At 30.9% G+C, this 21,757-nt stretch carries 22 protein-coding genes; 12 read left to right on the top strand and 10 right to left on the bottom strand.

Annotated features, from left to right (window positions below):
- Positions 1-2 precede the first annotated feature (2 nt).
- From ACIJYH_RS01610 to ACIJYH_RS01570, 9 genes are all read left to right on the top strand, one after another.
- Complete coding sequence (locus ACIJYH_RS01610) at positions 3-425, top strand: hypothetical protein (protein ID WP_435097812.1); 423 nt, start codon at positions 3-5, stop codon at positions 423-425.
- A gap of 126 nt (positions 426-551) precedes the next feature.
- Entirely contained in the window at positions 552-1,952 is a 1,401-nt protein-coding gene (locus tag ACIJYH_RS01605; protein ID WP_435114365.1) for an ammonium transporter, read from the top strand.
- Positions 1,953-1,963: 11 nt separating this feature from the next.
- Positions 1,964-2,188: a hypothetical protein gene (locus ACIJYH_RS01600; RefSeq protein ID WP_435086582.1), complete on the top strand. Its 225-nt coding sequence runs from the start codon at positions 1,964-1,966 to the stop codon at positions 2,186-2,188.
- Between the two features lie 221 nt (positions 2,189-2,409).
- The gene (locus ACIJYH_RS01595) at positions 2,410-3,288 is read left to right on the top strand and encodes a class II glutamine amidotransferase (protein ID WP_435163494.1); all 879 of its coding nucleotides are present in this window, start codon (positions 2,410-2,412) and stop codon (positions 3,286-3,288) included.
- Between the two features lie 3 nt (positions 3,289-3,291).
- On the top strand, positions 3,292-3,972 hold the full coding sequence (locus ACIJYH_RS01590) for a protein glxC (protein WP_435163493.1): 681 nt from the start codon (positions 3,292-3,294) through the stop codon (positions 3,970-3,972).
- A gap of 2 nt (positions 3,973-3,974) precedes the next feature.
- A complete protein-coding gene (locus ACIJYH_RS01585; protein WP_435163491.1) occupies positions 3,975-5,282 on the top strand; it encodes an FMN-binding glutamate synthase family protein in 1,308 nt (435 codons plus the stop codon).
- A 34-nt stretch (positions 5,283-5,316) separates the two neighbouring features.
- Entirely contained in the window at positions 5,317-6,642 is a 1,326-nt protein-coding gene (glnT, locus tag ACIJYH_RS01580) for a type III glutamate--ammonia ligase (protein ID WP_435163489.1), read from the top strand.
- Between the two features lie 3 nt (positions 6,643-6,645).
- The gene (locus ACIJYH_RS01575; protein ID WP_435163487.1) at positions 6,646-7,776 is read left to right on the top strand and encodes a diaminopropionate ammonia-lyase; all 1,131 of its coding nucleotides are present in this window, start codon (positions 6,646-6,648) and stop codon (positions 7,774-7,776) included.
- A 4-nt stretch (positions 7,777-7,780) separates the two neighbouring features.
- The gene (locus ACIJYH_RS01570; RefSeq protein ID WP_435163485.1) at positions 7,781-9,199 is read left to right on the top strand and encodes a cryptochrome/photolyase family protein; all 1,419 of its coding nucleotides are present in this window, start codon (positions 7,781-7,783) and stop codon (positions 9,197-9,199) included.
- A 13-nt stretch (positions 9,200-9,212) separates the two neighbouring features.
- Here the strand turns inward: ACIJYH_RS01570 and ACIJYH_RS01565 are convergent, their stop codons facing one another.
- The 8 genes from ACIJYH_RS01565 to ACIJYH_RS01530 are packed head-to-tail and all read right to left on the bottom strand — an operon-like array spanning position 9,213 to position 16,667.
- Entirely contained in the window at positions 9,213-9,632 is a 420-nt protein-coding gene (locus tag ACIJYH_RS01565; protein ID WP_435163483.1) for a secondary thiamine-phosphate synthase enzyme YjbQ, read from the bottom strand.
- On the bottom strand, positions 9,629-10,684 hold the full coding sequence (gene zapE, locus ACIJYH_RS01560) for a cell division protein ZapE (protein WP_435163481.1): 1,056 nt from the start codon (positions 10,682-10,684) through the stop codon (positions 9,629-9,631). The genes ACIJYH_RS01565 and zapE overlap by 4 nt, the downstream gene beginning before the upstream one ends.
- The gene (locus ACIJYH_RS01555) at positions 10,684-11,115 is read right to left on the bottom strand and encodes a hypothetical protein (RefSeq protein ID WP_435163479.1); all 432 of its coding nucleotides are present in this window, start codon (positions 11,113-11,115) and stop codon (positions 10,684-10,686) included. The genes zapE and ACIJYH_RS01555 overlap by 1 nt, the downstream gene beginning before the upstream one ends.
- Before the next feature lie 2 nt (positions 11,116-11,117).
- Positions 11,118-12,416, bottom strand: coding sequence for a PQQ-binding-like beta-propeller repeat protein (locus ACIJYH_RS01550; protein ID WP_435163477.1), 1,299 nt, complete (start codon positions 12,414-12,416; stop codon positions 11,118-11,120).
- Entirely contained in the window at positions 12,409-13,053 is a 645-nt protein-coding gene (locus tag ACIJYH_RS01545) for a hypothetical protein (protein WP_435163475.1), read from the bottom strand. Before ACIJYH_RS01545 ends, ACIJYH_RS01550 begins: the two co-directional genes overlap by 8 nt.
- Before the next feature lie 2 nt (positions 13,054-13,055).
- Positions 13,056-15,725, bottom strand: coding sequence for an aconitate hydratase AcnA (gene acnA / locus ACIJYH_RS01540; RefSeq protein WP_435163473.1), 2,670 nt, complete (start codon positions 15,723-15,725; stop codon positions 13,056-13,058).
- A gap of 7 nt (positions 15,726-15,732) precedes the next feature.
- The gene (locus tag ACIJYH_RS01535) at positions 15,733-16,323 is read right to left on the bottom strand and encodes a LysE family translocator (protein ID WP_435088722.1); all 591 of its coding nucleotides are present in this window, start codon (positions 16,321-16,323) and stop codon (positions 15,733-15,735) included.
- Positions 16,324-16,325: 2 nt separating this feature from the next.
- Positions 16,326-16,667, bottom strand: a complete 342-nt coding sequence (locus tag ACIJYH_RS01530; RefSeq protein WP_435163471.1) for a tRNA-binding protein — start codon at positions 16,665-16,667, stop codon at positions 16,326-16,328.
- Positions 16,668-16,694: 27 nt separating this feature from the next.
- Between ACIJYH_RS01530 and argE the strand changes: the two genes are divergently transcribed.
- The gene (gene argE, locus ACIJYH_RS01525) at positions 16,695-17,885 is read left to right on the top strand and encodes an acetylornithine deacetylase (protein WP_435163469.1); all 1,191 of its coding nucleotides are present in this window, start codon (positions 16,695-16,697) and stop codon (positions 17,883-17,885) included.
- Here the strand turns inward: argE and ACIJYH_RS01520 are convergent.
- Both ACIJYH_RS01520 and speB read right to left on the bottom strand, forming a co-directional pair.
- Positions 17,882-19,318: an aldehyde dehydrogenase family protein gene (locus ACIJYH_RS01520; protein ID WP_435163467.1), complete on the bottom strand. Its 1,437-nt coding sequence runs from the start codon at positions 19,316-19,318 to the stop codon at positions 17,882-17,884. The two genes, argE and ACIJYH_RS01520, sit on opposite strands and share 4 nt — an antisense overlap.
- A 20-nt stretch (positions 19,319-19,338) precedes the next feature.
- Positions 19,339-20,298, bottom strand: coding sequence for an agmatinase (speB, locus tag ACIJYH_RS01515; RefSeq protein ID WP_297681595.1), 960 nt, complete (start codon positions 20,296-20,298; stop codon positions 19,339-19,341).
- 74 nt (positions 20,299-20,372) lie between these two features.
- On the opposite strand from speB, the gene ACIJYH_RS01510 reads away from it, so the two are divergent.
- Entirely contained in the window at positions 20,373-21,095 is a 723-nt protein-coding gene (locus ACIJYH_RS01510) for a putative zinc-binding metallopeptidase (RefSeq protein ID WP_435163466.1), read from the top strand.
- 2 nt (positions 21,096-21,097) lie between these two features.
- Positions 21,098-21,742, top strand: coding sequence for a peptidylprolyl isomerase (locus ACIJYH_RS01505; RefSeq protein ID WP_435163464.1), 645 nt, complete (start codon positions 21,098-21,100; stop codon positions 21,740-21,742).
- Positions 21,743-21,757 lie beyond the last annotated feature (15 nt).

Genomic DNA, 21,757 nt, shown 5'->3' with positions numbered 1-21,757 from the left:
CTATGGCTAAGAAAAAAACAAAAAAAACTAAAGCAAAAAGCAAAGTTAAAAAAGAGAAAAAACTAAAGCTTGGTACTTTTAAAGAAACAGCAAGAGAAAAACTAATTGGCCAACATATTGGTTATAGATATGATGTAAACTTACTTCCTGATTATAAAAGAATTACTCCATTTCTTAAAAAATATGTAGAAGCTATGGGTTGGGATGATCTTAACTGGTTAGAAGATGTTCATATGGGTTATGAAGAAGGAAAACCAGCTGTATTTTGTAGAAACGCAAATGGCTGGGTTACTATTCCAAAATCTATTAAACTTCCTAACAACCAACAAGATAGAGATATGATTGCAAGAGAACTTTTGGTTAAGTTTCAAATGTCTCCAAAACATCCTCTTGTTGATTTGAAAAAAGCTTACTTAAAATTCTAATAAAACAATCTTAAGTTGATATTTAATTAAAAACCTAGTGTTCACGCTAGGTTTTTAAGCATTGTTTTGTTTGTCACACCTTACAAAATTTTATAGGGTTCAATAAACTAATATGGGAGAGAGATTATGACTGATCAGTTAGGTGCTCTTACAACCATATTTACAGAATTTTACTACTGGGTAACAGTGGTACTGATGTTTTTAATTCACGTCGGTTTCTGTATGTATGAAGTTGGAGCTTCTCGATACAAACATCACCAACATACTCTTATGAAAAATACAATGCTGATACCTTTGGTAACAGTAACTTGGTTTTTCTTTGGTTGGTGGATTTACTGGGCATTTCCAACAGGACCTGGAATTGCACCTTCAATAATGAATGAAAGTGCTGCATTGATAACCGATGAAAGTACTTTTAGTGCTAAATGGTATTTGGCTAACTCAGAATTCATGGCTATTAATTTAGGTGACCACATAAGTGGTGTATTCTGGGCTGCGTTCTTACTATTTTCATGGACAGCTGCTTCTATTGTTTCAGGAGCAATCATTGAAAGAATTACAACTTTTGCATTTGGAATTTTAGCAATTGCAATAGGTTCGTGTTTCTGGGTAATTGATGCTGCTTGGGGATGGCACTTTGATGGCTGGATGCTAAAAATTTTAGGATATCACGATGCTTATGCATCAGGAGTAATTCACGCAATTGCGGGTGGATTTGCTTTAGGTGTTCTTATGGTTTTAGGACCAAGAATTGGAAAATTCTCATCAAGTGGTGAGCCAAGAAATATAGGGCCAAGAAACCCTTGGTTAGTTACAGTTGGATTATTCTTAATCTATACTGGTTTCTGGGGATTTTATGCGGCATGTAATATACCGATATTTGATCTTGGACCTGAATATGGAATGGAAGGTGTAACATACTGGACAGCTACAAATATATATGTAACCCCTACTACACTTAGTGGTATTACTTTTAACTTCTTGATGTCATTATCAGGTGGGTTATTAGCTGGATACTGGATTGCTAAAGGTGATCCTTTCTGGACTTACTCAAGTGGACTAGCAGGTGTCATCTGTGCTTCAGCTGGAAATGATTTATATCATCCAATTCAAGCAATGATCATTGGTATGATCGGTGTTGTTATTGCATACAAACTACATTACTGGGTTGAACGTAAGTTCAAAATCGATGATGCAGTTGGTGCTGTAGCAGTACATGGTTATGCTGGTTTTGTTGGTCTTGTGATTTGTGGATTTGTTTTAAATGGTTACCCATCATCTGGATACAGTGTTGGCGCTATGTGGGACGGATCAACTTACGCATCTATTAACCCATTAGGACAATTTCTAGGAGCAATAATAATGTTCGTAGTTCTTGGACTAATACCAGGCTATGTCATAGCTAAAATACTAAGCGCTTTTGGTAAATTAAGAATACCACGTGAAGTAGAAATAGCTGGACTAGACTATGAAATGATGGAGGATGACAAAGAAGCTGAAAAAGCGGTCTCCTCTTCAACTAGGTAAAGGAGAAAAATATGGCTACAGTAACAAACTGGATAGATCATTTAAGTGCTAAAGAGGTTGTCGGAGCAGTTTATCCGGGAGCTGGTTCTAGCGAAACTTTACTAGTTGTACTTGGTATTGTTTTGTGGATAGGCTGGCACGTTTTAACTGGCAATTCGGAGAGTGAGAAACTCGCCAAACAAGCTAGAAAAAGACGTGGTGGAAATGACTATAAAAGTAATATTACCGATTGGTAAAATAATATAAAAATCTGGGCGCTACTTAATTGTGGCGCCCTTTTTTTTTGATAAAAATATGACAGATAAAAATAACGAAGAACTTCGACCTAGCAAAATGAGAGGGGTAGCTTTCCCTAAAGCTAAATATGGAGTGATAGCGGCCATTATCATCATTGTAGTAGTTAATCTAATCTACTATAAGGATTTTATAATTTCTTTAATAAACTAAACCAAAACTTATGTGTGGGATTGTTGGCATTTATTTAAAAACAAAAAAATATGAAAAACATTTAGGTAAATTTTTATCTGGAATGTTAGATGGTATGGCAACAAGAGGACCTGATAGTGCAGGTTTTGCGATTTACACGAAAGAAAATAAAAATACTTTTAAATATTCTATCTGTCTTAATGAAATAAAAGAAAAAGATTTCAAAAAGAAAATATCAAAATTTATAAAGAAGATTAAGTTAACTAGTTATGCGGATCATGTTATTTTAGAAACTAACGAAAAACCCTCTAAAATATTAGATTTATTAAAAAAAGAGACTTCAGAAGTATCGTTAGTAGGTTACGGAAAAAGTATAAATATTTTCAAACAAACTGGTAACCCAAAAGATGTTGTTAAAAAATTTAAATTATCCTCTTTTTCAGGTACGCATGGAATTGGTCACACAAGAATGGCAACCGAAAGTGCAATAACTACACAAGGTTCACATCCTTACTCTACATCGGAAGATGAATGTTTAGTTCATAATGGCTCCTTATCAAATCATAACAATGTAAGAAGATCTCTTGTAAAAGATGGTCAAAGCTTTAATTCTGAAAATGATACTGAAGTTGCAGCTGGATATATTTCAAATCAAATATCAAAAGGTAAAGGCTTAGAAAAAACATTAAAGAATAGTTTAAAAGATTTAGATGGTTTTTATACTTTTATTGCAGGCACAAAAGATGGCTTTGCATTGTTAAGAGATGAAATTGCTTGTAAGCCAGCTGTTGTTGCTGAGACTAAAGATTATGTTGCAGTTGCATCTGAGTTTCAAGCTATGGCGCATCTTCCAAATGTAAATTCAGCAAAAATTTTTGAACCAAAACCTGGTGTAGTATATCACTGGTAATTTATGAACTTTGATTTAAACAAAAAAACTTTAAGAGAAGTAAATCAACATCTACAAAACGTTGATAGAAAAAAAAATACTAGAAAATTCGAAATTTTAAACCCTCAAGGACAACACGCTATATGTGCAGGTTTGAAAGACGATATTGATGTAACAGTCAAAGGTCATACAGGATATTACTGTGCAGGTATGAATCAAAAAGCAACTGTTACAGTTCATGGAAACGTTGGAACTGGTGTCGCTGAAAATATGATGTCAGGTAAAATTGTTGTTAAAGGTAACGCCTCTCAATCAGCTGGTGCGACAGGTCATGGGGGTGCTTTAATTATAGAAGGAGATGCAAGCTCTAGATGTGGGATATCAATGAAAGGAATTGATATAGTAGTTAAAGGTTCTGTTGGCCATATGTCAGCTTTTATGGCACAAAAAGGTAATTTAGTTGTAATGGGTGATGCAGATGCAGATCTTGGAGACTCTATTTATGAAGCCAAGATATTTGTAAAAGGTAAAGTTAAGAGCTTAGGTGCAGATTGTGTGGAAAAGAAAATGGATAAAAAGAATATAGATGAATTAACAAAACTATTTAAAAAACTCAATATTTCAGAAGATCCTAAAAAATTTAAAAGATATGGTTCTGCTAGAAATTTATATAATTTTAAAATTGATAATGTGGGTGCATACTAAATATGAAAAAAGATCTTAAAGAATTTAAAACATTTCCAAGCTCTACAATAAAAGAAATTCAAAGAGCAGCAAACGAAGGGATTTATCAAATAAGAGGATTGGGTGCTAAACGAAAAGTTCCTGATTTTGATGATCTTGTTTTTTTAGGCGCATCGATGTCCAGGTATCCATTAGAAGGTTATAGAGAAACATGTAACACTTCAGTTATTTTAGGAGATCGATTTGCAAAAAAACCGATCAAACTAGATATTCCAATTACAATTGCTGGGATGAGTTTTGGAGCACTCGGTGCTAATGCAAAAGAAGCTTTAGGAAGAGGAGCATCTGCAATGGGAACCTCAACAACTACTGGTGATGGTGGTATGACACAAGAAGAGAGAGGTTCTTCAAAATATTTAGTTTATCAATTACTACCTTCTAGATATGGCATGAATCCTGATGATTTAAGAAAAGCAGACGCTATTGAAGTTGTAGTTGGACAAGGTGCAAAACCTGGTGGTGGTGGAATGTTGCTTGGTCAAAAAATTAATAAAAGAGTTGCGGGAATGAGAACCTTACCAGAAGGAATTGATCAAAGAAGTGCTTGCAGACACCCTGACTGGACTGGCCCAGATGATTTGGAAATTAAAATTCAAGAACTTAGAGAAATTACAAATTGGGAAAAACCAATTTATATAAAAGTTGGAGCTGCAAGACCTTTTTACGATACTACATTAGCTGTAAAAGCTGGTGCAGATGTGGTTGTACTTGATGGAATGCAAGGTGGAACAGCTGCTACTCAAGATGTTTTTATTGAACATGTTGGAATTCCAACCTTAGGCGCATTAAGAGAAGCCGTTGATGCTTTAAAAGAATTAAATATGCATAGAAAAGTTCAGCTTGTTGTTTCAGGTGGTATTAGAACTGGTGCAGATGTTGCAAAAGCAATGGCAATGGGTGCAGATGCTGTATCAATCGGTTCTGCTGCAATGATGGCTTTAAACTGTAATGCCGACCTATATGTTGAAGATTATAAAAAACTTGGAACCGAACCTGGTTATTGTCATCACTGTCATACAGGAAGATGTCCAGTAGGTGTTGCAACACAAGATCCTAAACTAGAAAAAAGATTAAACCCAATTGAAGCTGGTAAAAGAATTAAAAATTATTTAACAACTTTAACCCTAGAGTTGCAAACGTTAGCTAGAGCTAATGGTAAATCAGATGTTAGAAACTTAGAACCTGAAGATCTAGCTGCCCTAACAGTTGAAGCTGCTGCTATGGCAAGAGTTCCTCTAGCTGGCACAGATTGGGTACCTGGAAAAAAATAATTGAATAAAACTTTTTAAACAAGTAGGATTAATCATGCCAAAAAATCTTTCACAAATTGCCAAACAAAAAAAAATAAAATATTTTCTAATAAGTTTTGTTGATCTTTTTGGAGTTTTAAGATCTAAATTAGTTCCAGCTCAAGCCATAGGTGAGATGCAAAAAAATGGAGCTGGGTTTGCTGGGTTTGCTACATGGTTAGACATGACCCCTGCAGACAGTGATATGTTTGGAGTGCCTGATCCTGATAGTTTAATTCAATTACCATGGAATAAAGAAATTGGTTGGCTGGCATCAGATTTATACATGGACGGAAAACCTGTAATGGCTTCACCAAGAGTGATGCTTAAAGAGCAAATTAAAAAGATGTCTCAAAAAAAATTACAGATGAAGTCTGGAGTTGAATGTGAATATTTTTTAATTTCAGAAGATGGATCGTCAATTGCTGATCAAAGAGATATTCAATCTAAGCCTTGTTATGATCAATCAGCTTTAATGAGAAGATATGATTTAATTAAAGAGATATGTGACTGCATGATTACAATGGGTTGGAAGCCTTATCAAAATGATCATGAGGACGCCAATGGTCAATTTGAGATGAATTGGGATTATACAGACTCATTAATTACAGCTGATAGACATGTATTCTTTAAATATATGGTTAAAAGTTTAGCTGAAAAACATGGTTTAAGAGCAACCTTCATGCCAAAACCCTTTCATAATCTAACTGGAAATGGTTGTCATGCTCACGTTTCAGTATGGAATGGTAAAGATAATAAATTTTTAGATAAAAAAGACACACTTGGTTTAAGTAAATTGGCTTACAATTTCTTAGGTGGTGTGATGAATAACACTCAAGCATTATCTGCTTTTTTTAATCCAACAATTAATAGTTACAGAAGAATTAATGCTCCACCGACAAAGTCAGGTGCAACTTGGTCGCCAAGTAGTATTTCTTATACAGGAAATAACAGAACGCACATGATTAGAATTCCAGATAAAGGAAGATTTGAATTAAGATTAATGGATGGTGCTGCCAACCCATATTTACTTCAAGCAGGAATAATTGCTGCAGGTCTTGAAGGAATTAATAAAAAATTAAATCCTGGAAAACCATTGCATTGCAACATGTACAAGGATTATAAAAAATATCCAAAACTAAAAAAATTACCTAATGATGTTAATCAAGCAATTTCTATGCTTCAAAAAAGTAAATCTCTTGCTGATGCCTTTGGAAAAGATGTAATTGAAAGCTACATAAAACTTAAAAATTCTGAGATAAAAGACTTTAAGAGCAAGTTTTCATTTAATAAGAAAAAACCAGTCACTAAGTGGGAAAAAGATAATACTTTAGACTGTTAGATTATGGCAACTTTATCTAACGGTCATCAGTGGAAATATTCTGAATTTTTAGAGAATAAAAATTATTCATTTGATAAAAAACAAATTTTCAATTCACTATCCGAAAAAGAAATTGATGATGCTTATTCTAGTATTTCAAAATGGGAAGGGTATGCCCCTACTCCATTAATATCTCTTAATAAATTATCTAATGAGTTAAATTTAAATAAAATTTATTACAAAGATGAAAGTAAAAGATTTGATTTAAAATCATTTAAAGCACTGGGAGGTGCCTATGCTGTTGAAAAAGTAACCCAAGGAAATAAAAATATCACTGTTGCAACTGCAACTGCTGGAAATCATGGAAGATCTGTTGCATGGGGTGCTAGAAGATTAGGACTTAAGTGTAAAATCTTTATTAGTGAGTTTGTTAGTGATGCTAGAGGTCAAGCTATGGCAGACCTTGGTGCAGATGTAATTAAAGTAAAAGGTAATTACGAAAAATCACTAATAGAATGCATTAAGCAATCCACAGAAAATAATTGGCAAATAGTGCAAGATGTTGCTTGGAAAGATTATATGCAAGTCCCAACATACACGATGGCTGGTTACACAGTTATGATGAAAGAAATTATTGATCAAATTAATAATGAAAAAATTTCTCATATGATTTTACAGGCAGGTGTTGGTGGAATGGCTGGCGCAATGGTTGCGGGTATTGCAAGATACTTAGATAACGTTCCTGTTACATTAGTTGTTGAACCTGATAGTGCAGCTTGTGTTTTAGAAAGTATTAAAACAGGAAAAATAGAAAAAATTGATATTAAAAGAGAAAGTCTTATGGGTGGTATGTCATGTGGAGAAGTGTCATTAGTCCCGTGGGAAATTCTAAAAAATTCAGTTAAACATTGCATCAGTTTACCCGATGATGATATTGCAAAAACTATGAAATTACTTGGAAACTCAGGTTTTAGTGATGAACCTATTATAGCCGGAGAAAATTCTGCACCAGGAGTGATTAGCTTAATTGCTAGTTGTGAGGATCAAAATTTAAAACAAAATTTAAAATTAGATCAAAATTCAAATGTTTTAGTAATTGGTTGTGAGGGTGATACAGATCAAGAAATGTACCAAAAATTAGTTAATCAAAATTAATTGTATGTCTGATACAGGGATTTTTTGGATAAGAGATGATTTTAGAATAGAAAATAATCCCGCATTGTCATTTGCAACTCAAAATCATGACAATGTAATTGCTTTATTTATCTATAATAATAAAAATTTTGATAATCAAACTGAAGCTCAAAAATGGTGGGTCTCAAAATCATTAGAAGTTTTTAAAACAGACTTATCAAAATATAATATCAATCTTCAAATAGTTAAGGGTGATGAATTGGATGTTTTCTCTAAGATCAAAAAAAAGGACAATCTTACAGTATATTGGAATAAAGTTTACGAACCAGATGTAATTACTAAAGGAAAAAAAATTAGAGATGTTTTTATTAAAAATGAAATAAACTTCAAATATTTCAAAGGAAATATTTTAAATGAATTTCAGGAAGTAACTAAAAATGATGGAACACCCTTCAAAGTATTTACTCCCTTTTGGCGAACTGCTGAGCAAAAATATTTAAGTTTAGCTCCTGCTAAAAATTATATTGTTAAAAAAAAGACTAAAGAAAAAACTTTTTTTAAAAACTGCATTGAACCAAAAAATATTTTACCTAAAAATAATTGGTATAAAAAATTTGATAAATACTGGAAAATTTCTGAGAGTAATTCAAAAAAAATCTTAAATGATTTAATAGAGAGTAAAATTAAAGACTATGGAACTACAAGAGACATTCCATCAGTTGAAGGAACTTCAAAACTTTCACCTTATATTAAACACGGTCAAATTCATGTAGCAAGTATTTGGAAAAAATGTAGTGAAATCAAATCTAAAGGAATTGGTTACAGAAAATATATTAATGAACTTGGATGGAGAGAATTTTCACATAGTTTAATTAATTATTTTCCAGAATTTTTGAAAGGTAATTATAGGAAAGATTTTGATAAATTTCCTTGGGTCAAAAATGACAAATATCTTAGAGCATGGAAAACAGGAATGACTGGTTATCCAATAGTTGATGCAGGTATGAGAGAATTATACGAAACTGGCTGGATGCATAATAGAGTTCGTATGGTAGTTGGATCTTTTTTGGTTAAACATTTGAGAATTAATTGGATCGAAGGAGAAAAACATTTCAGAAATTGTTTGTTAGATTTTAATAAAGCAAATAATGTTGCGCAGTGGCAATGGGTTGCTGGTTGTGGTGCAGATGCCGCACCTTATTTTAGAATTTTTAATCCTATTTTACAGGGAGAAAAATTTGATAAAGAAGGACTTTATGTAAAAAAATGGGTACCAGAATTAGATAAAGTACCAAGTAAATTTGTTCATAAACCATGGGAGATGGAATTAAAATACCAACAAGCTATTAAAACTATAATTGGCAAAGATTATCCTCAACCAATTGTGATCCATGAAAAAGCTAGAGCCTCTGCCCTAGAGGCCTTTAAGACCTTAAAAAAATAAGCATTTAAATAGATTAATTCCCAATAAAATGATGAATTATAGTTCTATTTTGAGGGTTTAAACGATGTTCAAATAGATAAAGTCCCTGCCATGTACCTAGTAATAATTCGCCCTCTCTAATACTTAATGAGATTTGATTATTGGTTAATGCAGACTTGATATGCGCAGGCATATCATCCTTTCCTTCAGTGGTATGGACATATAGTTTGCTATCCATAGGAGCTAATTTATCAAAATAATTAATTAAATCTGTTTGAACATCTGGGTCAGCATTTTCTTGCACAATTAAAGATGCACTGGTGTGTTGAATACTTAAATTAAGTATACCATTTTTGAAATTATTTTTGCTAATCCATTCAATTGTTTGATTGGTAAATTCATATAATTTTTGACCACTAGTATCTATTTGAAGATTGTTAAATTCTTGTTTCATTGATTTTTGATAATTGATGTTAGCTCATACAACCGGCTAATAGTACGTTTAAATGGTTTTTCTAATAATTTTGATGAGGTAAATTCATCAAGTTTTTGGTTTGCTGTAACTGAAATTGGAATATTTTTGTCATAAATTACATCTAATAAAGTAATGAAACGTTGTTGTTGATTTGAATTAGTATCATTAAATTGCGGTATTTGATCTATTACAATAAATTTACAATTTTTTATGATTTCTAAATAATCTTCTGCGCCTAAATTTTTATCACATAACTCATTAAAGTTAAATCTTACAACTCCTTCATAAAAATTTTCTATTTTAAAATCCCTACCTTTGACATTGATTATTTTTAACAAGTGTTTTTTATCTTTTGTAATAGTTCTAAAAAATTTATTTATTTTAAAATTAGTTTCCTGATTAAGAGGATAAAAATATCTTTGTTTTTGATTATTGTTTGATTTTCTATAATCATCTTCAATCTTAAGCTCACATTCTCTAGACTTTTGCTCCATAATCTTAATGAATGGTTTAAATTGATCCCTTTGAAGACCGTCTTTATATAATTCAGAGATTTTAGTATTAGAAGTTACAATAATTTTTATATCTTCTTTAAAAATTTGATCAAACAATTTTCCTAAAATCATAGCATCAACTATATTTGTGACTTGAAATTCATCAAAATAAATTAATGAAGACTTTAATTTTAAATTTTTTACAAATTGATTGATTATATTTTCCTCTTTTTCTTTTTTTTGATAAACAAAGTCATGAAAACTTAACATAAACTCATTGAAGTGCAGTCTTAACTTTTTTTCTTTTGAATGATTAAAAAAAAAATTTAAAATCATAGTTTTACCTACACCAACATCACCATATAAATAAAAACCTTTTTTAGACGATTTTTTTGAAAATAATTTTGAAAAATAAGATTGAAAATTCCCTTGGTAGTATTGCTCTAATTTCTTAACAACTTCTATTTGATTTGAATTAACTTCTAATTGTTGATTGTTGCAATACGATATAAATTCTTTTTGAAATTTTTTTACCATTAATTTTTTTTAGTTTTAAAATCGATACCATATTCTGATCTAGAACCTCTTCGTAAACCAAAAGGACCAGGAATAAAAATTGTCATCGGTTTTGTATCTTCTTTTAAGTCTACTCTATGATGAGCATTTGCTGAACGAAATCCTATGTAGCCAGGTCTTCTCCAAAACTTACCTTTTTTGGTAGTTTCCCAATATCCTCCTCTTAAAATAATAGTAATGTAAGGACATAGATGATTATGAACACCTTCACCATGGTCGTCTGCAAGCATTTCATGAATTAAAATGTTAAATGGAAACCATTTAGGTCTGTATCTAAACAAAACATAATATCTATTTAACCAAGGTTTAGCCTCGTTATATCTTGGGTGGGAGGGTCCTCGGTCTAAAACAATTTTTTTTCTTCCAATTTTATCTAAAAATTTTAAGAACATTCTTAATTATACTGAACAACAGAACCATTTTTAATTACAAATAAGTTTTTATTAAAAATAAAAGGTTCAGACATCAGGTTACTAGAAACTTTAACAATATTAATCGTTTTTCCAGTTATTAAATCTACCACAATCATTTTACCATCACTATTTGTTAAATATAAGTTTGTTTTACCTATGACAAAACCAATTGGTTTTATATGTGAGCGCTTTTTTTCTTTATAAATATTATAAAGATTTGTTACACGAATAATATTTCCATTATTTTTTTCTAATACAAATAAGTAACCATTATCAGATACAGTAAAAATCAGATTCCCAATAATTGACGGCATTATGCTAGAATTAACCTCATTAATCCAATTTGCAATACCAGTTTTAATATCTACTGAATAAAATTCGTCTTTATTATTAGAAAAATAAATAGATTTTCCATCAGAAACTAATTTTGAAGTTTTAAAATTATAAGACTCATTAATTATATTGCTACTTTGAGTTGGTAGTTGCCAAGTGATCAGGCCCGTTTCTATATTTACAGCAGTAATATCGCCAATAGAATTATTAAAAATAACTAAATCACCAACAATAATAAGAGAATTTTTTGAATCAGACTTTGCAAAAGAATCTTCTGTTTGAAAATTCCATAATTCAGAACCATCATACCCACTAAATGATCTTAAAGTATTTTTATAATCAATTACAAAAAATTTATTTCCTCTTTTTTTTACATCTGAATTAAAGGAATAATTTCCATTAATTGACCAATTTAGTTCACCAGATTTAATGTTAATAGAATAATATTTTGCAATACTGTCTGTAACAAATAAATTTTGATCATCTAATGCAAAATATAATTTTGGACTTAGTTTTTTTTCTGACTTTGAGTAATGATTTTTTTTCCAAATAGCTTTACTATTTTTATTGTATCTAGTGATAGTTCCCTTTTTATCAAAAAATATAAGCCCATCATTTAAAAATATTGGTTTATAATTTAATTGGTTAGCATCTTCTATTTTTGAAAATTTATAAGATCCAATTTTATCATTTAAACCACTATAATTTTGTGAACCATAATTATTTTGATTATCTATAATGTAAGAGTTGATCTCAATCTTAGATAAATCTATCTTTAACTCAGGATTTAACTCAGTGATTATTTTTTTTTCTTTAGCAAATAGTTTTTTTATATTTTTTTGATTATCTACTTTTTCATCTTTATTATCCCAAATACGGGCAGTTTCACTAATAGAGCAATTGGATAAAAAAAATAATATTAAAATTGAGAAAATTAATTTAATCACTTAAATCTCGGTTCAATCTTTTTTGTGCCTGAAGCTTTATGTCTGGATTGGCATTTTCTAAAATAGCAATTTGATTGAAAAATTCTTTTGATTTTTGTTTTTGATCTTTTGAATAAAAATACTCAGCCATTAAGTACAAAGCATGTGATTTCCATACACTTTTAGAATTAATCAATGGGTTTAAAATATTTAATAGATCGCTTTCTTGAGTTTGGTCAGCGTTAAATAAAGCTTTTTTATAAATAATTAAATTCTTTATTTCATTATCTAAAGATGTCTTTTCAATCAGAATATCAAAATAGCTATTTATATCACTTTGATTAGAAACTAATTCATTATCGATTATAAAATACAAAGATAAAGGAGAATAAGTTGGATCTTGTTCATTAATAATTTCAGTTAAATTTTGAACTGTTTTATCTTTAGTATTTTCTGAGTAGGCTAAAGTAGTTGAATTAAATTTATTTGATATTTCTCTTTTTTTATTAGTTTTATATTTATCAAAACTGTAAGCTCCTATTAGAATAATAATCAAAATTACCACTGTTGAGATGATTTTATTTTTATTATTAATAAAAAAGTTTCTAACTTTTTCATTTCTAGTATTGCTATTTATAATTGAAATATCTTCTTCCATAATTAAATCATATTCCTTAAAACATATTGAAGTATGCCTCCATTTTTATAATATTCTAATTCATTTTTAGTATCAATTCTGCATAATGTTTTAACTTTTTTGATATCTCCTGAGGCATATTTTATCTCAACAGTCACTTCATCAGATGGATTAATGCCTTTTTCAACATCAAGAACACTTATCAATTCTGATCCAATTAGATTTAAATTTTTTCTATTTATATCATTCGTAAATTGTAAAGGTAAAATTCCCATACCTATTAAATTTGATCTATGAATACGCTCAAAACTTTCAGCAATAACTGCCTTAACACCTAATAATTTTGTTCCTTTTGCCGCCCAGTCTCTCGAAGAACCAGTTCCATACTCTTTGCCACCTATTACAACTAAATCTGTGCCTCTTTTTTTATACTCAACGACCGCATCATAAACAGGTAATACTTTTTCTTCTGGATAAATTTTTGTAAAACCACCTTCGGTTCCCGGTGCCATTTCATTTCTAATTCTAATATTTGCAAAAGTGCCTCTCATCATTACTTCATGATTTCCTCTTCTTGATCCATAAGAATTATAATCTTTTGGAAGAATTTGGTGTTCCATAAAATATTCTCCAGTTGGGCTTTCTTTTTGGATGTTTCCTGCTGGTGAAATATGATCCGTTGTAACCATATCTCCTAAAATCAACAATGGTCTTGCGTCTTTGATTTCTTTAAATCCTTCTGGCTCATCTGGTAAATTATCAAAGAAAGGGGGTTTTTTTACATAAGTTGATCCCTCATCCCAACTGTAAATACTACTTTCTTCTGTTTTAATTTTTTGCCATTGACTAGGTCCTTCTGAAACATTTGAATATCTTTGAATAAACATTTCTGCGTTTAACGAGTGTTTTAAAGTATCTTCAATTTCTTTATTTGATGGCCAGATATCTTTTAAGTAAACATCATTACCTTCTTTATCATTACCAAGTGCATCCTTATATAAATCAACTTCCATATGGCCAGCAATTGCGTAAGCAACAACCAATGGAGGAGATGCTAAATAATTAGCCTTGATATGAGGGGAAATTCTTCCTTCAAAATTTCTATTTCCAGATAAAACAGAAACTGAGTAAATATTTTCCTTTTGGATCGCATCCACTATATTTTCAGGTAATGGACCTGAGTTACCAATACAAGTTGTGCAGCCATAACCTACGAGATTAAAGCCTAGTTTGTCTAAATAAGTGTTTAATCCAGCTTTTGCTAAGTAATCAGTTACTACTTGAGAACCCGGTGCTAAAGAAGTTTTAACCCAGGGTTTTACTTCTAGTCCTAATTCAACAGCCTTCTTGGCAAGTAATCCAGCACCAATTAAAACATTTGGGTTTGAAGTATTGGTACATGAAGTTATTGCTGCAATTAAAATTGAACCATCTTTAATTTCATAATCAGTATTAGAAACTTTTGAAATAGAGTGATCTTTTTTATTTGTTGCATCTTCTAGAACTTTTTTAAATGAAGTGGGTGCATCTGTTAACAACACTTTATCTTGAGGTCTTTTAGGTCCAGAAATTGTTGGAACTATTGTAGACATGTCTAATGAGATTGTATCTGTAAATTCTATTTCATCACTTGCCCATAAACCTTGTTCTTTTGCATATTGCTCAACTACATCGACTGTGTGCTGATCTCGTCCAGAAAATTTTAAATATTTTAATGTTTCATCATCAATTGGAAAAAAGCCACATGTTGCGCCATACTCTGGAGCCATGTTCGCAATTGTTGCTCTATCAGCAAGAGTTAAATTTTTTAAACCCTCTCCATAAAATTCTACAAATTTTCCAACTACACCTTTGTCTCTTAACATTTTAACTACTGTTAAAACTAAATCAGTTGCCGTTGTGCCTTCGGGCATTTTGTTTTTAACTTCAAAGCCTATTACCTCGGGAATTAACATAGAAATTGGCTGACCTAACATTCCTGCTTCAGCCTCAATCCCTCCAACGCCCCAACCCAGTACAGACAATCCATTGACCATGGTGGTATGACTATCGGTGCCAACTAAAGTATCTGGAAATAAATACTTATCTCCTTGGAACTCTTCAGACCAAACTACTTTAGATAAATATTCTAAATTTACCTGATGACAAATACCAGTTCCTGGTGGAACTATTCTAAAATTATTAAATGCTTGTTGGCCCCATTTTAAAAAAGAGTATCTTTCTCCATTTCTTTCAAATTCTATATCAACATTATTTTCAAAAGAATCTGATTTAGCAGACTGATCTACTTGAACAGAGTGATCAATAACAAGGTCTACCGCAGATAATGGATTAATAGTATTTGGATCTTTATTTTTATCTTTTACTGCTTCTCTCATGGCAGCTAAATCAGCAACAGCAGGAATACCTGTGTAATCTTGAAGTAAAACTCTAGCTGGTCGGTATGCTATTTCAGTATTTGATTTTTTTGATTTTAACCACTCTTTAATTGAATTAATTTGATTTTCATTTACTGATAAATCATCTTCATATCTTAATAGATTTTCTAAAAGAACCTTTAAAGATTTTGGTAATTTCGAAATACCATTAAGACCATTTTCTTCAGCTTTTTTAAGTGAATAAAATTTATAGTTTTTGTCACTGATTGATATATCAGCAAGAGATTTGTAAGAATTTTTTGTTCCTGGTTTCATAATTTCTTTAGTAATAAAAAGTTGCTATACAACTTATTAGGAGAGTTGACATAACATAATTAAACCATTTAATAAATTTCTCATTTGTCGCGAATTTCCTCATAAATTTACCTAAAAAAGTCCAAAAAATAATGCTTATGATTGCAAATAAAAAAGCAACTCCCAGCATCCATAATGAATATTTAATAAAATTAATTCCTGATTCTGTATAGGTTGATGCTGCTATTACAGCAACAATCACACCTTTTGGATTTAAAAATTGATAAAAAAAAGTTTCAACAAAACTAACAGGTTCAAGATTATTTTTTTTATCAGATGATTTTGAAAATGAAATTTTATATGCAAGATAAATTAAAAAAATTGTTCCCGTTCCAATTAAAATTTTTTGTATAATTGGATATATATTGAAAATATTAATTAATCCAAAATTAACTATTGCCAACATTGTTGTAAACCCAAATATAACACCCAGCATCAGTGGAACTGATTTTTTTATTCCATGATTAAATCCAGAATGAGATGCAACAACATTATTGGGGCCAGGTGAACAACTAGTTACAAACATAAACAAAGAAAGTGATAGAATTTCTGGATGCATTCTTATGCTATAGGTAGACCGTTCTCAGATTTTTGAGACGGATGAACTAAAATAACTTTTCCTTCTTTGTCTATTGATCCTAAGATAAGCACTTGAGATACCACACCTGCGATATTTTTTTCAGCAAAATTACATACACCAATTACTTGTTTGCCTTTTAGATTTTCTTCATTGTAATAATGGGTAATTTGAGCTGAAGATTGCTTAATTCCTATTTTGTGTCCAAAATCAACCTCAACTACTAAAGATGGTTTTCTTGCTTTTTCATTTTTTTTAACTGAAATGACAGTCCCTACACGAATGTCTATTTTATCAAAGTCATCAAAGGTAATTTGTTCTTTCATATATTTAATATATAATAGAACCTAAATATGAGTACAGAAAATAATTCAGAGCTATTGTTTGATAATTCAGTTAAAATTTTAACAGACTTAATAGGTTTTAAAACTATTTCAGGAGAAGATAATAGTTCTTTAATTGACTACTGTGATGATATTTTAAAAAAACTTGGTGCAACTTCTTTTAGAACGTATGATGATGAAAAAAAAAGAGCAAATCTATTTGCGACACTTAAATCTAAGAATTCTAACACAAAAAAATCAATAATTTTATCAGGCCATACAGATGTTGTACCTGTTTCGAAAGGTTGGAGCTCTGATCCTTTTACAGCTACAGTTAAGGGCGACAAGTTATATGGAAGAGGCTCATGTGATATGAAAGGATTTATTGCTTGCGCTTTAGCTTATGCTCCTATTTTTTCTAAATCAAATTTAAACAGAGACATCCATTTTTCTTTTACCTTTGATGAAGAGACCGCTTGTCAGGGAGCCCCAATATTAATTGAAGAATTAAAAAAAAGAAATATTCAAGATGGCATTTGTATTATTGGTGAACCAACTAATATGAAAATCATTGATGCTCATAAAGGTTGTTATGAATACACAACTTACTTTAAAGGTTTAGCGGGTCATAGTTCAGCTCCCCACAAAGGAGTAAGCGCTGTTGAGTATGCTTCAAGATATGTAAATAAATTAATTGAATTAAGAGAAAAACTTAGAGAAAGAGCGCCAAAAGACTCTATTTTTGATCCACCCCATTCTACTCTTTCTATTGGTGGTATCTTTGGTGGGATAGCTCACAATGTAATAGCTGATAAGTGTCATGTTAATTGGGAAACAAGACCCGTTGTAAAAGAAGACGGTGTATTTTTAAATCAAGAAATAGACAAATATGCAAATGAAGTCTTGCTTCCAGATATGAAAAAAATTTTTCCTAATGCTTCAATTGAAAAAAATATTATTGGTGAAATAGTTGGATTTGATAGAGAGGATAAATCAGATGCCTGTGAATTAATCTCAAGTTTAACTGGTGATAATTCTAGACAAGTTGTGTCATTTGGAACTGAGGCAGGTTTATTTCAAGAAATTGGAATTAGTACGGTGGTCTGTGGTCCTGGATCAATAGAGCAAGCTCACAAAATTGATGAGTTTATCGTTTTAGATGAGCTTAAAAAGTGTTTAGATTTATTGGATGGGATAAAAAAAAATTCTATTCCTAATTAATCGCTCCAACCACTAACTGATTTAACTTCAAGAAATTCTTCAAGACCATATTTTCCAGCTTCTCTACCGATCCCAGAATGTTTATAACCACCAAAAGGTGCATCAGGTGCAGGACCTGCACCATTAATATCAACCATTCCTGATCTTAATTTTTTAGCCACACGATTAGCTTTTTCTTTATCTTGAGTTTGTATAAAATTTAAAAGTCCGTACGGAGTGTCATTTGCTATTGTTATTGCTTCTTCCTCTGTTTCAAAAGGTATAATAGATAGCACAGGTCCAAAAATTTCAGTTCTTGCAATTTGCATTTGATTATTAACATCCGCAAAAGCTGTAGGTTTAACAAAGTATCCTTTATCTAAACCATCTGGCTTACCTGTTCCACCCGCAACTAGTTTTGCCCCTTCATCAATTCCAACTTGGATTAATGATTGAATTTTATCAAATTGAGTTTTAGAAACCACTGGTCCAATGTGATCTCCTTCTTTTGTTGCAACATCAACTTTCATTGAATTAGCAAAATTTTTAACTCTCTCAACTGCCTCATCATACATTGATTTTTCAACTAGCATTCTTGTTGGTGCATTACAAGATTGACCTGTATTTCTAAAGCATCTTAAAGCTCCTCTCTCAACTGCTTCGGCATCTGCGTCTTTAAAAATAATATTTGCCCCTTTTCCTCCAAGCTCTAGACTTACTCTCTTAAAATCTTTTGATGCGTTTTCAGAAATTAAAGCTCCAGCTCTAGTAGACCCAGTAAAAGAAATCATATCTACATCTGGATGACTTGTTAAAGTATTACCTGTAACTGCTCCATCCCCATTTACTAAATTAAACACACCTTTTGGTAATTTAATTTCATCTATCATTTCAGCTAATATTATAGAAGATAGAGGTGAAATTTCAGATGGTTTAAGAACCATAGTGCATCCACTCGCTATTGCAGGAATTACTTTTAAACATGTTTGGTTCATTGGCCAATTCCATGGAGTAATTAGTGCACAAACTCCTTTTGGTTCATGTAAAATCTTACAGTTGGGCGCATGTTCTCCAAGATTTTCTTCAAAATTATAATCTTTTAATACCTGAATAAATGTTTTGATATGACTTGCTCCTGTACCAGCTTGAAGCTGAGTTGAAAAATCTATTGGTGCTCCCATTTCAAGAGAAATTGCTTGAGCCATATCTGCCCATCTCTTTTTATACACATCGTACAAAGCTTCTAAATATTTTAATCTTTCTTCTTTTGAAGAAAATGCCCAAGTCTCAAACGCTTTTTTTGCTGCACTTACCGCATCATTAACATCCTCGGCTCCACCTAAAGATATTACTGCACATTCTTCTTCTGTTGAAGGATCTATTACTTTTATGTCGTTAGGTTTTTTTGGAGAAACCCATTCACCATTTATATAAAATTTTTTCTTATCTAACATTTTGAGAAACTATCCTTTCTTTATGATTTTGCAAATAAATTTGTTAATTCGTAAACAATTGTTGCAGCCGCCAATGATGTAACTTCAGCATGATCGTATGCTGGTGAGACTTCTACTACATCAGCAGAAACTAGATTTAATCCTGAAAGGCCTCTTAAAACATTGACCATTTCTCTTGTGGTCATGCCTGCAATCTCAGGTGTTCCAGTACCTGGTGCAAAAGCAGGATCAAGTACATCAATATCTATTGATAAATATAAAGGATTATCACCTACTCTCTTTTTAATTCTCTCTGCAATTTTATCTGTTCCCTCAGTTTGAAATTCATCACAATGAATTATCTTAAATCCAAAACTTTCATCATTTTTAATATCATCTCTACTATATAAAGGGCCTCTAATACCCACATGCATAGATGCATCATCTAAAAATAAACCTTCTTCTCTCGCTCTTCTAAAAGGAGTTCCATGAGTGTAAGGCGCTCCAAAATAAGTGTCCCAAGTATCTAGATGAGCATCAAAATGTACTAATGCAACTGGTCCATTACATTTTTTATTAATCGCTCTAAGAAGTGGTACTGCTATTGTGTGATCGCCGCCTAAACTAATTATACCCCCTACTTTATTTAATAAATCTGTGGCTCCCACTTCAATTTGTTTTATGGCTTCATCGATACTAAAAGGGTTGCAAGTAATGTCACCTGCATCCGCTACTTGTTGAACTTTAAAAGGTTCCACATCATAACTAGGATGATAGTTGGTTCTTAAATGTCTTGAGGCTTGTCGAATACTTTGTGGACCAAATCTTGCACCTGGTCTATAACTCGTGCCAGCATCAAATGGAACTCCTACAATTGCAACATCACAACTTTCAACATCTCTTAATTCTGGTAATCTTGCAAATGTTGATGGACCTGCAAATCTTGGGACCTTTGTTCCACTAACAGGCTGAACTGGATTTTTATTACGTTCTTTTTTCATTTATAAACAAAATGTACCACATTCTTTTTAAATCGAATATCATCTAAATATCGAATATCATCTAAATTATGCATATGAGGATTTTTAAGCTACTTTTAATATCATTTTTTTTAATAACACCTGCAAATTCTAATTCAATTTATAATCTAATCAAAATCCCAAATTTAGAAATCTATGAATTAAAAACTGCCAATAAACTGAAATATTTTTATGCAACCAAACCCTTTAGACTTGGGGTTCAGAAAAACATTTCTTGCATTAATTCTGACAAAAAAACTTATGATAAAAAATATCAAACTATATCTAAAAATTTGAGTAGATATTCAAAAGAATTTCTAAAAAAAATTAATCTTAAATATATTGTAATGTGTGAAAACCTATCTATTTCAGGAATAAATACAGCTGGAATTCCAGATCATGTAATGAAAACATTAATTATAGATCTAAAATTTAATGAAAAATATTTTGAACGTGTAATTCACCATGAGCTATTTCATATTATAAACGATGGTTTTAAAGATTTATTTAATGAGGATGAATGGAAAAAATTTAATGAACCAAATTTTGAATATGCAGATTGCTCTACTTGTTCAAAAAAATTAGGGCTTGATACTTATAAAAATACTAATGGTTTTTTTACTGAATACTCAATGACAATTCCATCTGAAGATATGGCAGAAGTATATTCACATTTAATAATGGGTAATTATAAAAATTTAGATGATAAAATTCTTAAAAAAAAAATTAAATTTATAAAAGATAAATTGAATGAAATTGATAATACTTTTGTATTTTAGTTATGATTAAAAAAGTTAAAGCCTCACTGCATGAAAAGTTAATTTTAATATTTCTAATACTATTGGGAGTTTTTGCTTTAAGTTTTACCATTTTAATCAAAAATAAATGTTTATTTGTAAAAAATTTTGATCCCCAAAAAATTAACTATTCAAAACCAAATAACATTGTTGTACTTAATGCTGAGTGTGGAAATGTTATCATTGAACTTTATCCTGAGATATCTCCAAACGGGGTTGAAAGATTTAAAAAATTAATTAATTCAAAATCATATGACAATGTAGCTTTTCATAGAGTGATCAAAGATAAACTTGTTCAAACTGGAGATATTCAGTTTGGTAAAAAAGATCAAATAGATTATGGAAAAATTGGAACTGGTAAATCTGGTCTTGGCACTATTAAATCAGAAATAGATGCTGAATTTAATTTTGATAAGGGCAGTGTTGGTCTAGCAAGATCACTAAAATATAATACAGAGGATAGTCAATTTTTTATAATACTAGATGATGAACCATTATTTGAGGGTGAATACACTCCTATAGGAAAGGTAATCTATGGAATTCAGGTATTAAAAAAAATTAAATACTCTCATCGATCAGAATACATATTAAGACCAGATTTTATTAATACTGTAAGAATGTTTAAATAAAATAATTATCTACTT

The sequence above is a fragment of the Candidatus Pelagibacter bacterium nBUS_25 genome (assembly GCF_051200975.1).
In the GTDB taxonomy this organism is placed as follows: Bacteria; Pseudomonadota; Alphaproteobacteria; order Pelagibacterales; family Pelagibacteraceae; genus Pelagibacter.
Note: the sequence above shows the minus strand (reverse complement) of the source record. Positions and strands in the feature narration are given on the sequence as shown.

Coding starts and splice junctions, on each gene's coding strand:
- speB (WP_297681595.1), bottom strand. CDS start 20,298: ATGAAAAAAGAACGTAATAAAAATCCAGTTCAGCCTGTTAGTGGAACA.
- ACIJYH_RS01585 (WP_435163491.1), top strand. CDS start 3,975: ATGAAAAAAGATCTTAAAGAATTTAAAACATTTCCAAGCTCTACAATA.
- ACIJYH_RS01535 (WP_435088722.1), bottom strand. CDS start 16,323: ATGCATCCAGAAATTCTATCACTTTCTTTGTTTATGTTTGTAACTAGT.
- ACIJYH_RS01545 (WP_435163475.1), bottom strand. CDS start 13,053: ATGGAAGAAGATATTTCAATTATAAATAGCAATACTAGAAATGAAAAA.
- ACIJYH_RS01510 (WP_435163466.1), top strand. CDS start 20,373: ATGAGGATTTTTAAGCTACTTTTAATATCATTTTTTTTAATAACACCT.
- ACIJYH_RS01595 (WP_435163494.1), top strand. CDS start 2,410: ATGTGTGGGATTGTTGGCATTTATTTAAAAACAAAAAAATATGAAAAA.
- ACIJYH_RS01555 (WP_435163479.1), bottom strand. CDS start 11,115: ATGTTCTTAAAATTTTTAGATAAAATTGGAAGAAAAAAAATTGTTTTA.
- ACIJYH_RS01505 (WP_435163464.1), top strand. CDS start 21,098: ATGATTAAAAAAGTTAAAGCCTCACTGCATGAAAAGTTAATTTTAATA.
- ACIJYH_RS01605 (WP_435114365.1), top strand. CDS start 552: ATGACTGATCAGTTAGGTGCTCTTACAACCATATTTACAGAATTTTAC.
- ACIJYH_RS01610 (WP_435097812.1), top strand. CDS start 3: ATGGCTAAGAAAAAAACAAAAAAAACTAAAGCAAAAAGCAAAGTTAAA.
- ACIJYH_RS01570 (WP_435163485.1), top strand. CDS start 7,781: ATGTCTGATACAGGGATTTTTTGGATAAGAGATGATTTTAGAATAGAA.
- ACIJYH_RS01590 (WP_435163493.1), top strand. CDS start 3,292: ATGAACTTTGATTTAAACAAAAAAACTTTAAGAGAAGTAAATCAACAT.
- argE (WP_435163469.1), top strand. CDS start 16,695: ATGAGTACAGAAAATAATTCAGAGCTATTGTTTGATAATTCAGTTAAA.
- ACIJYH_RS01565 (WP_435163483.1), bottom strand. CDS start 9,632: ATGAAACAAGAATTTAACAATCTTCAAATAGATACTAGTGGTCAAAAA.
- ACIJYH_RS01600 (WP_435086582.1), top strand. CDS start 1,964: ATGGCTACAGTAACAAACTGGATAGATCATTTAAGTGCTAAAGAGGTT.
- acnA (WP_435163473.1), bottom strand. CDS start 15,725: ATGAAACCAGGAACAAAAAATTCTTACAAATCTCTTGCTGATATATCA.
- zapE (WP_435163481.1), bottom strand. CDS start 10,684: ATGGTAAAAAAATTTCAAAAAGAATTTATATCGTATTGCAACAATCAA.
- glnT (WP_435163489.1), top strand. CDS start 5,317: ATGCCAAAAAATCTTTCACAAATTGCCAAACAAAAAAAAATAAAATAT.
- ACIJYH_RS01575 (WP_435163487.1), top strand. CDS start 6,646: ATGGCAACTTTATCTAACGGTCATCAGTGGAAATATTCTGAATTTTTA.
- ACIJYH_RS01530 (WP_435163471.1), bottom strand. CDS start 16,667: ATGAAAGAACAAATTACCTTTGATGACTTTGATAAAATAGACATTCGT.
- ACIJYH_RS01520 (WP_435163467.1), bottom strand. CDS start 19,318: ATGTTAGATAAGAAAAAATTTTATATAAATGGTGAATGGGTTTCTCCA.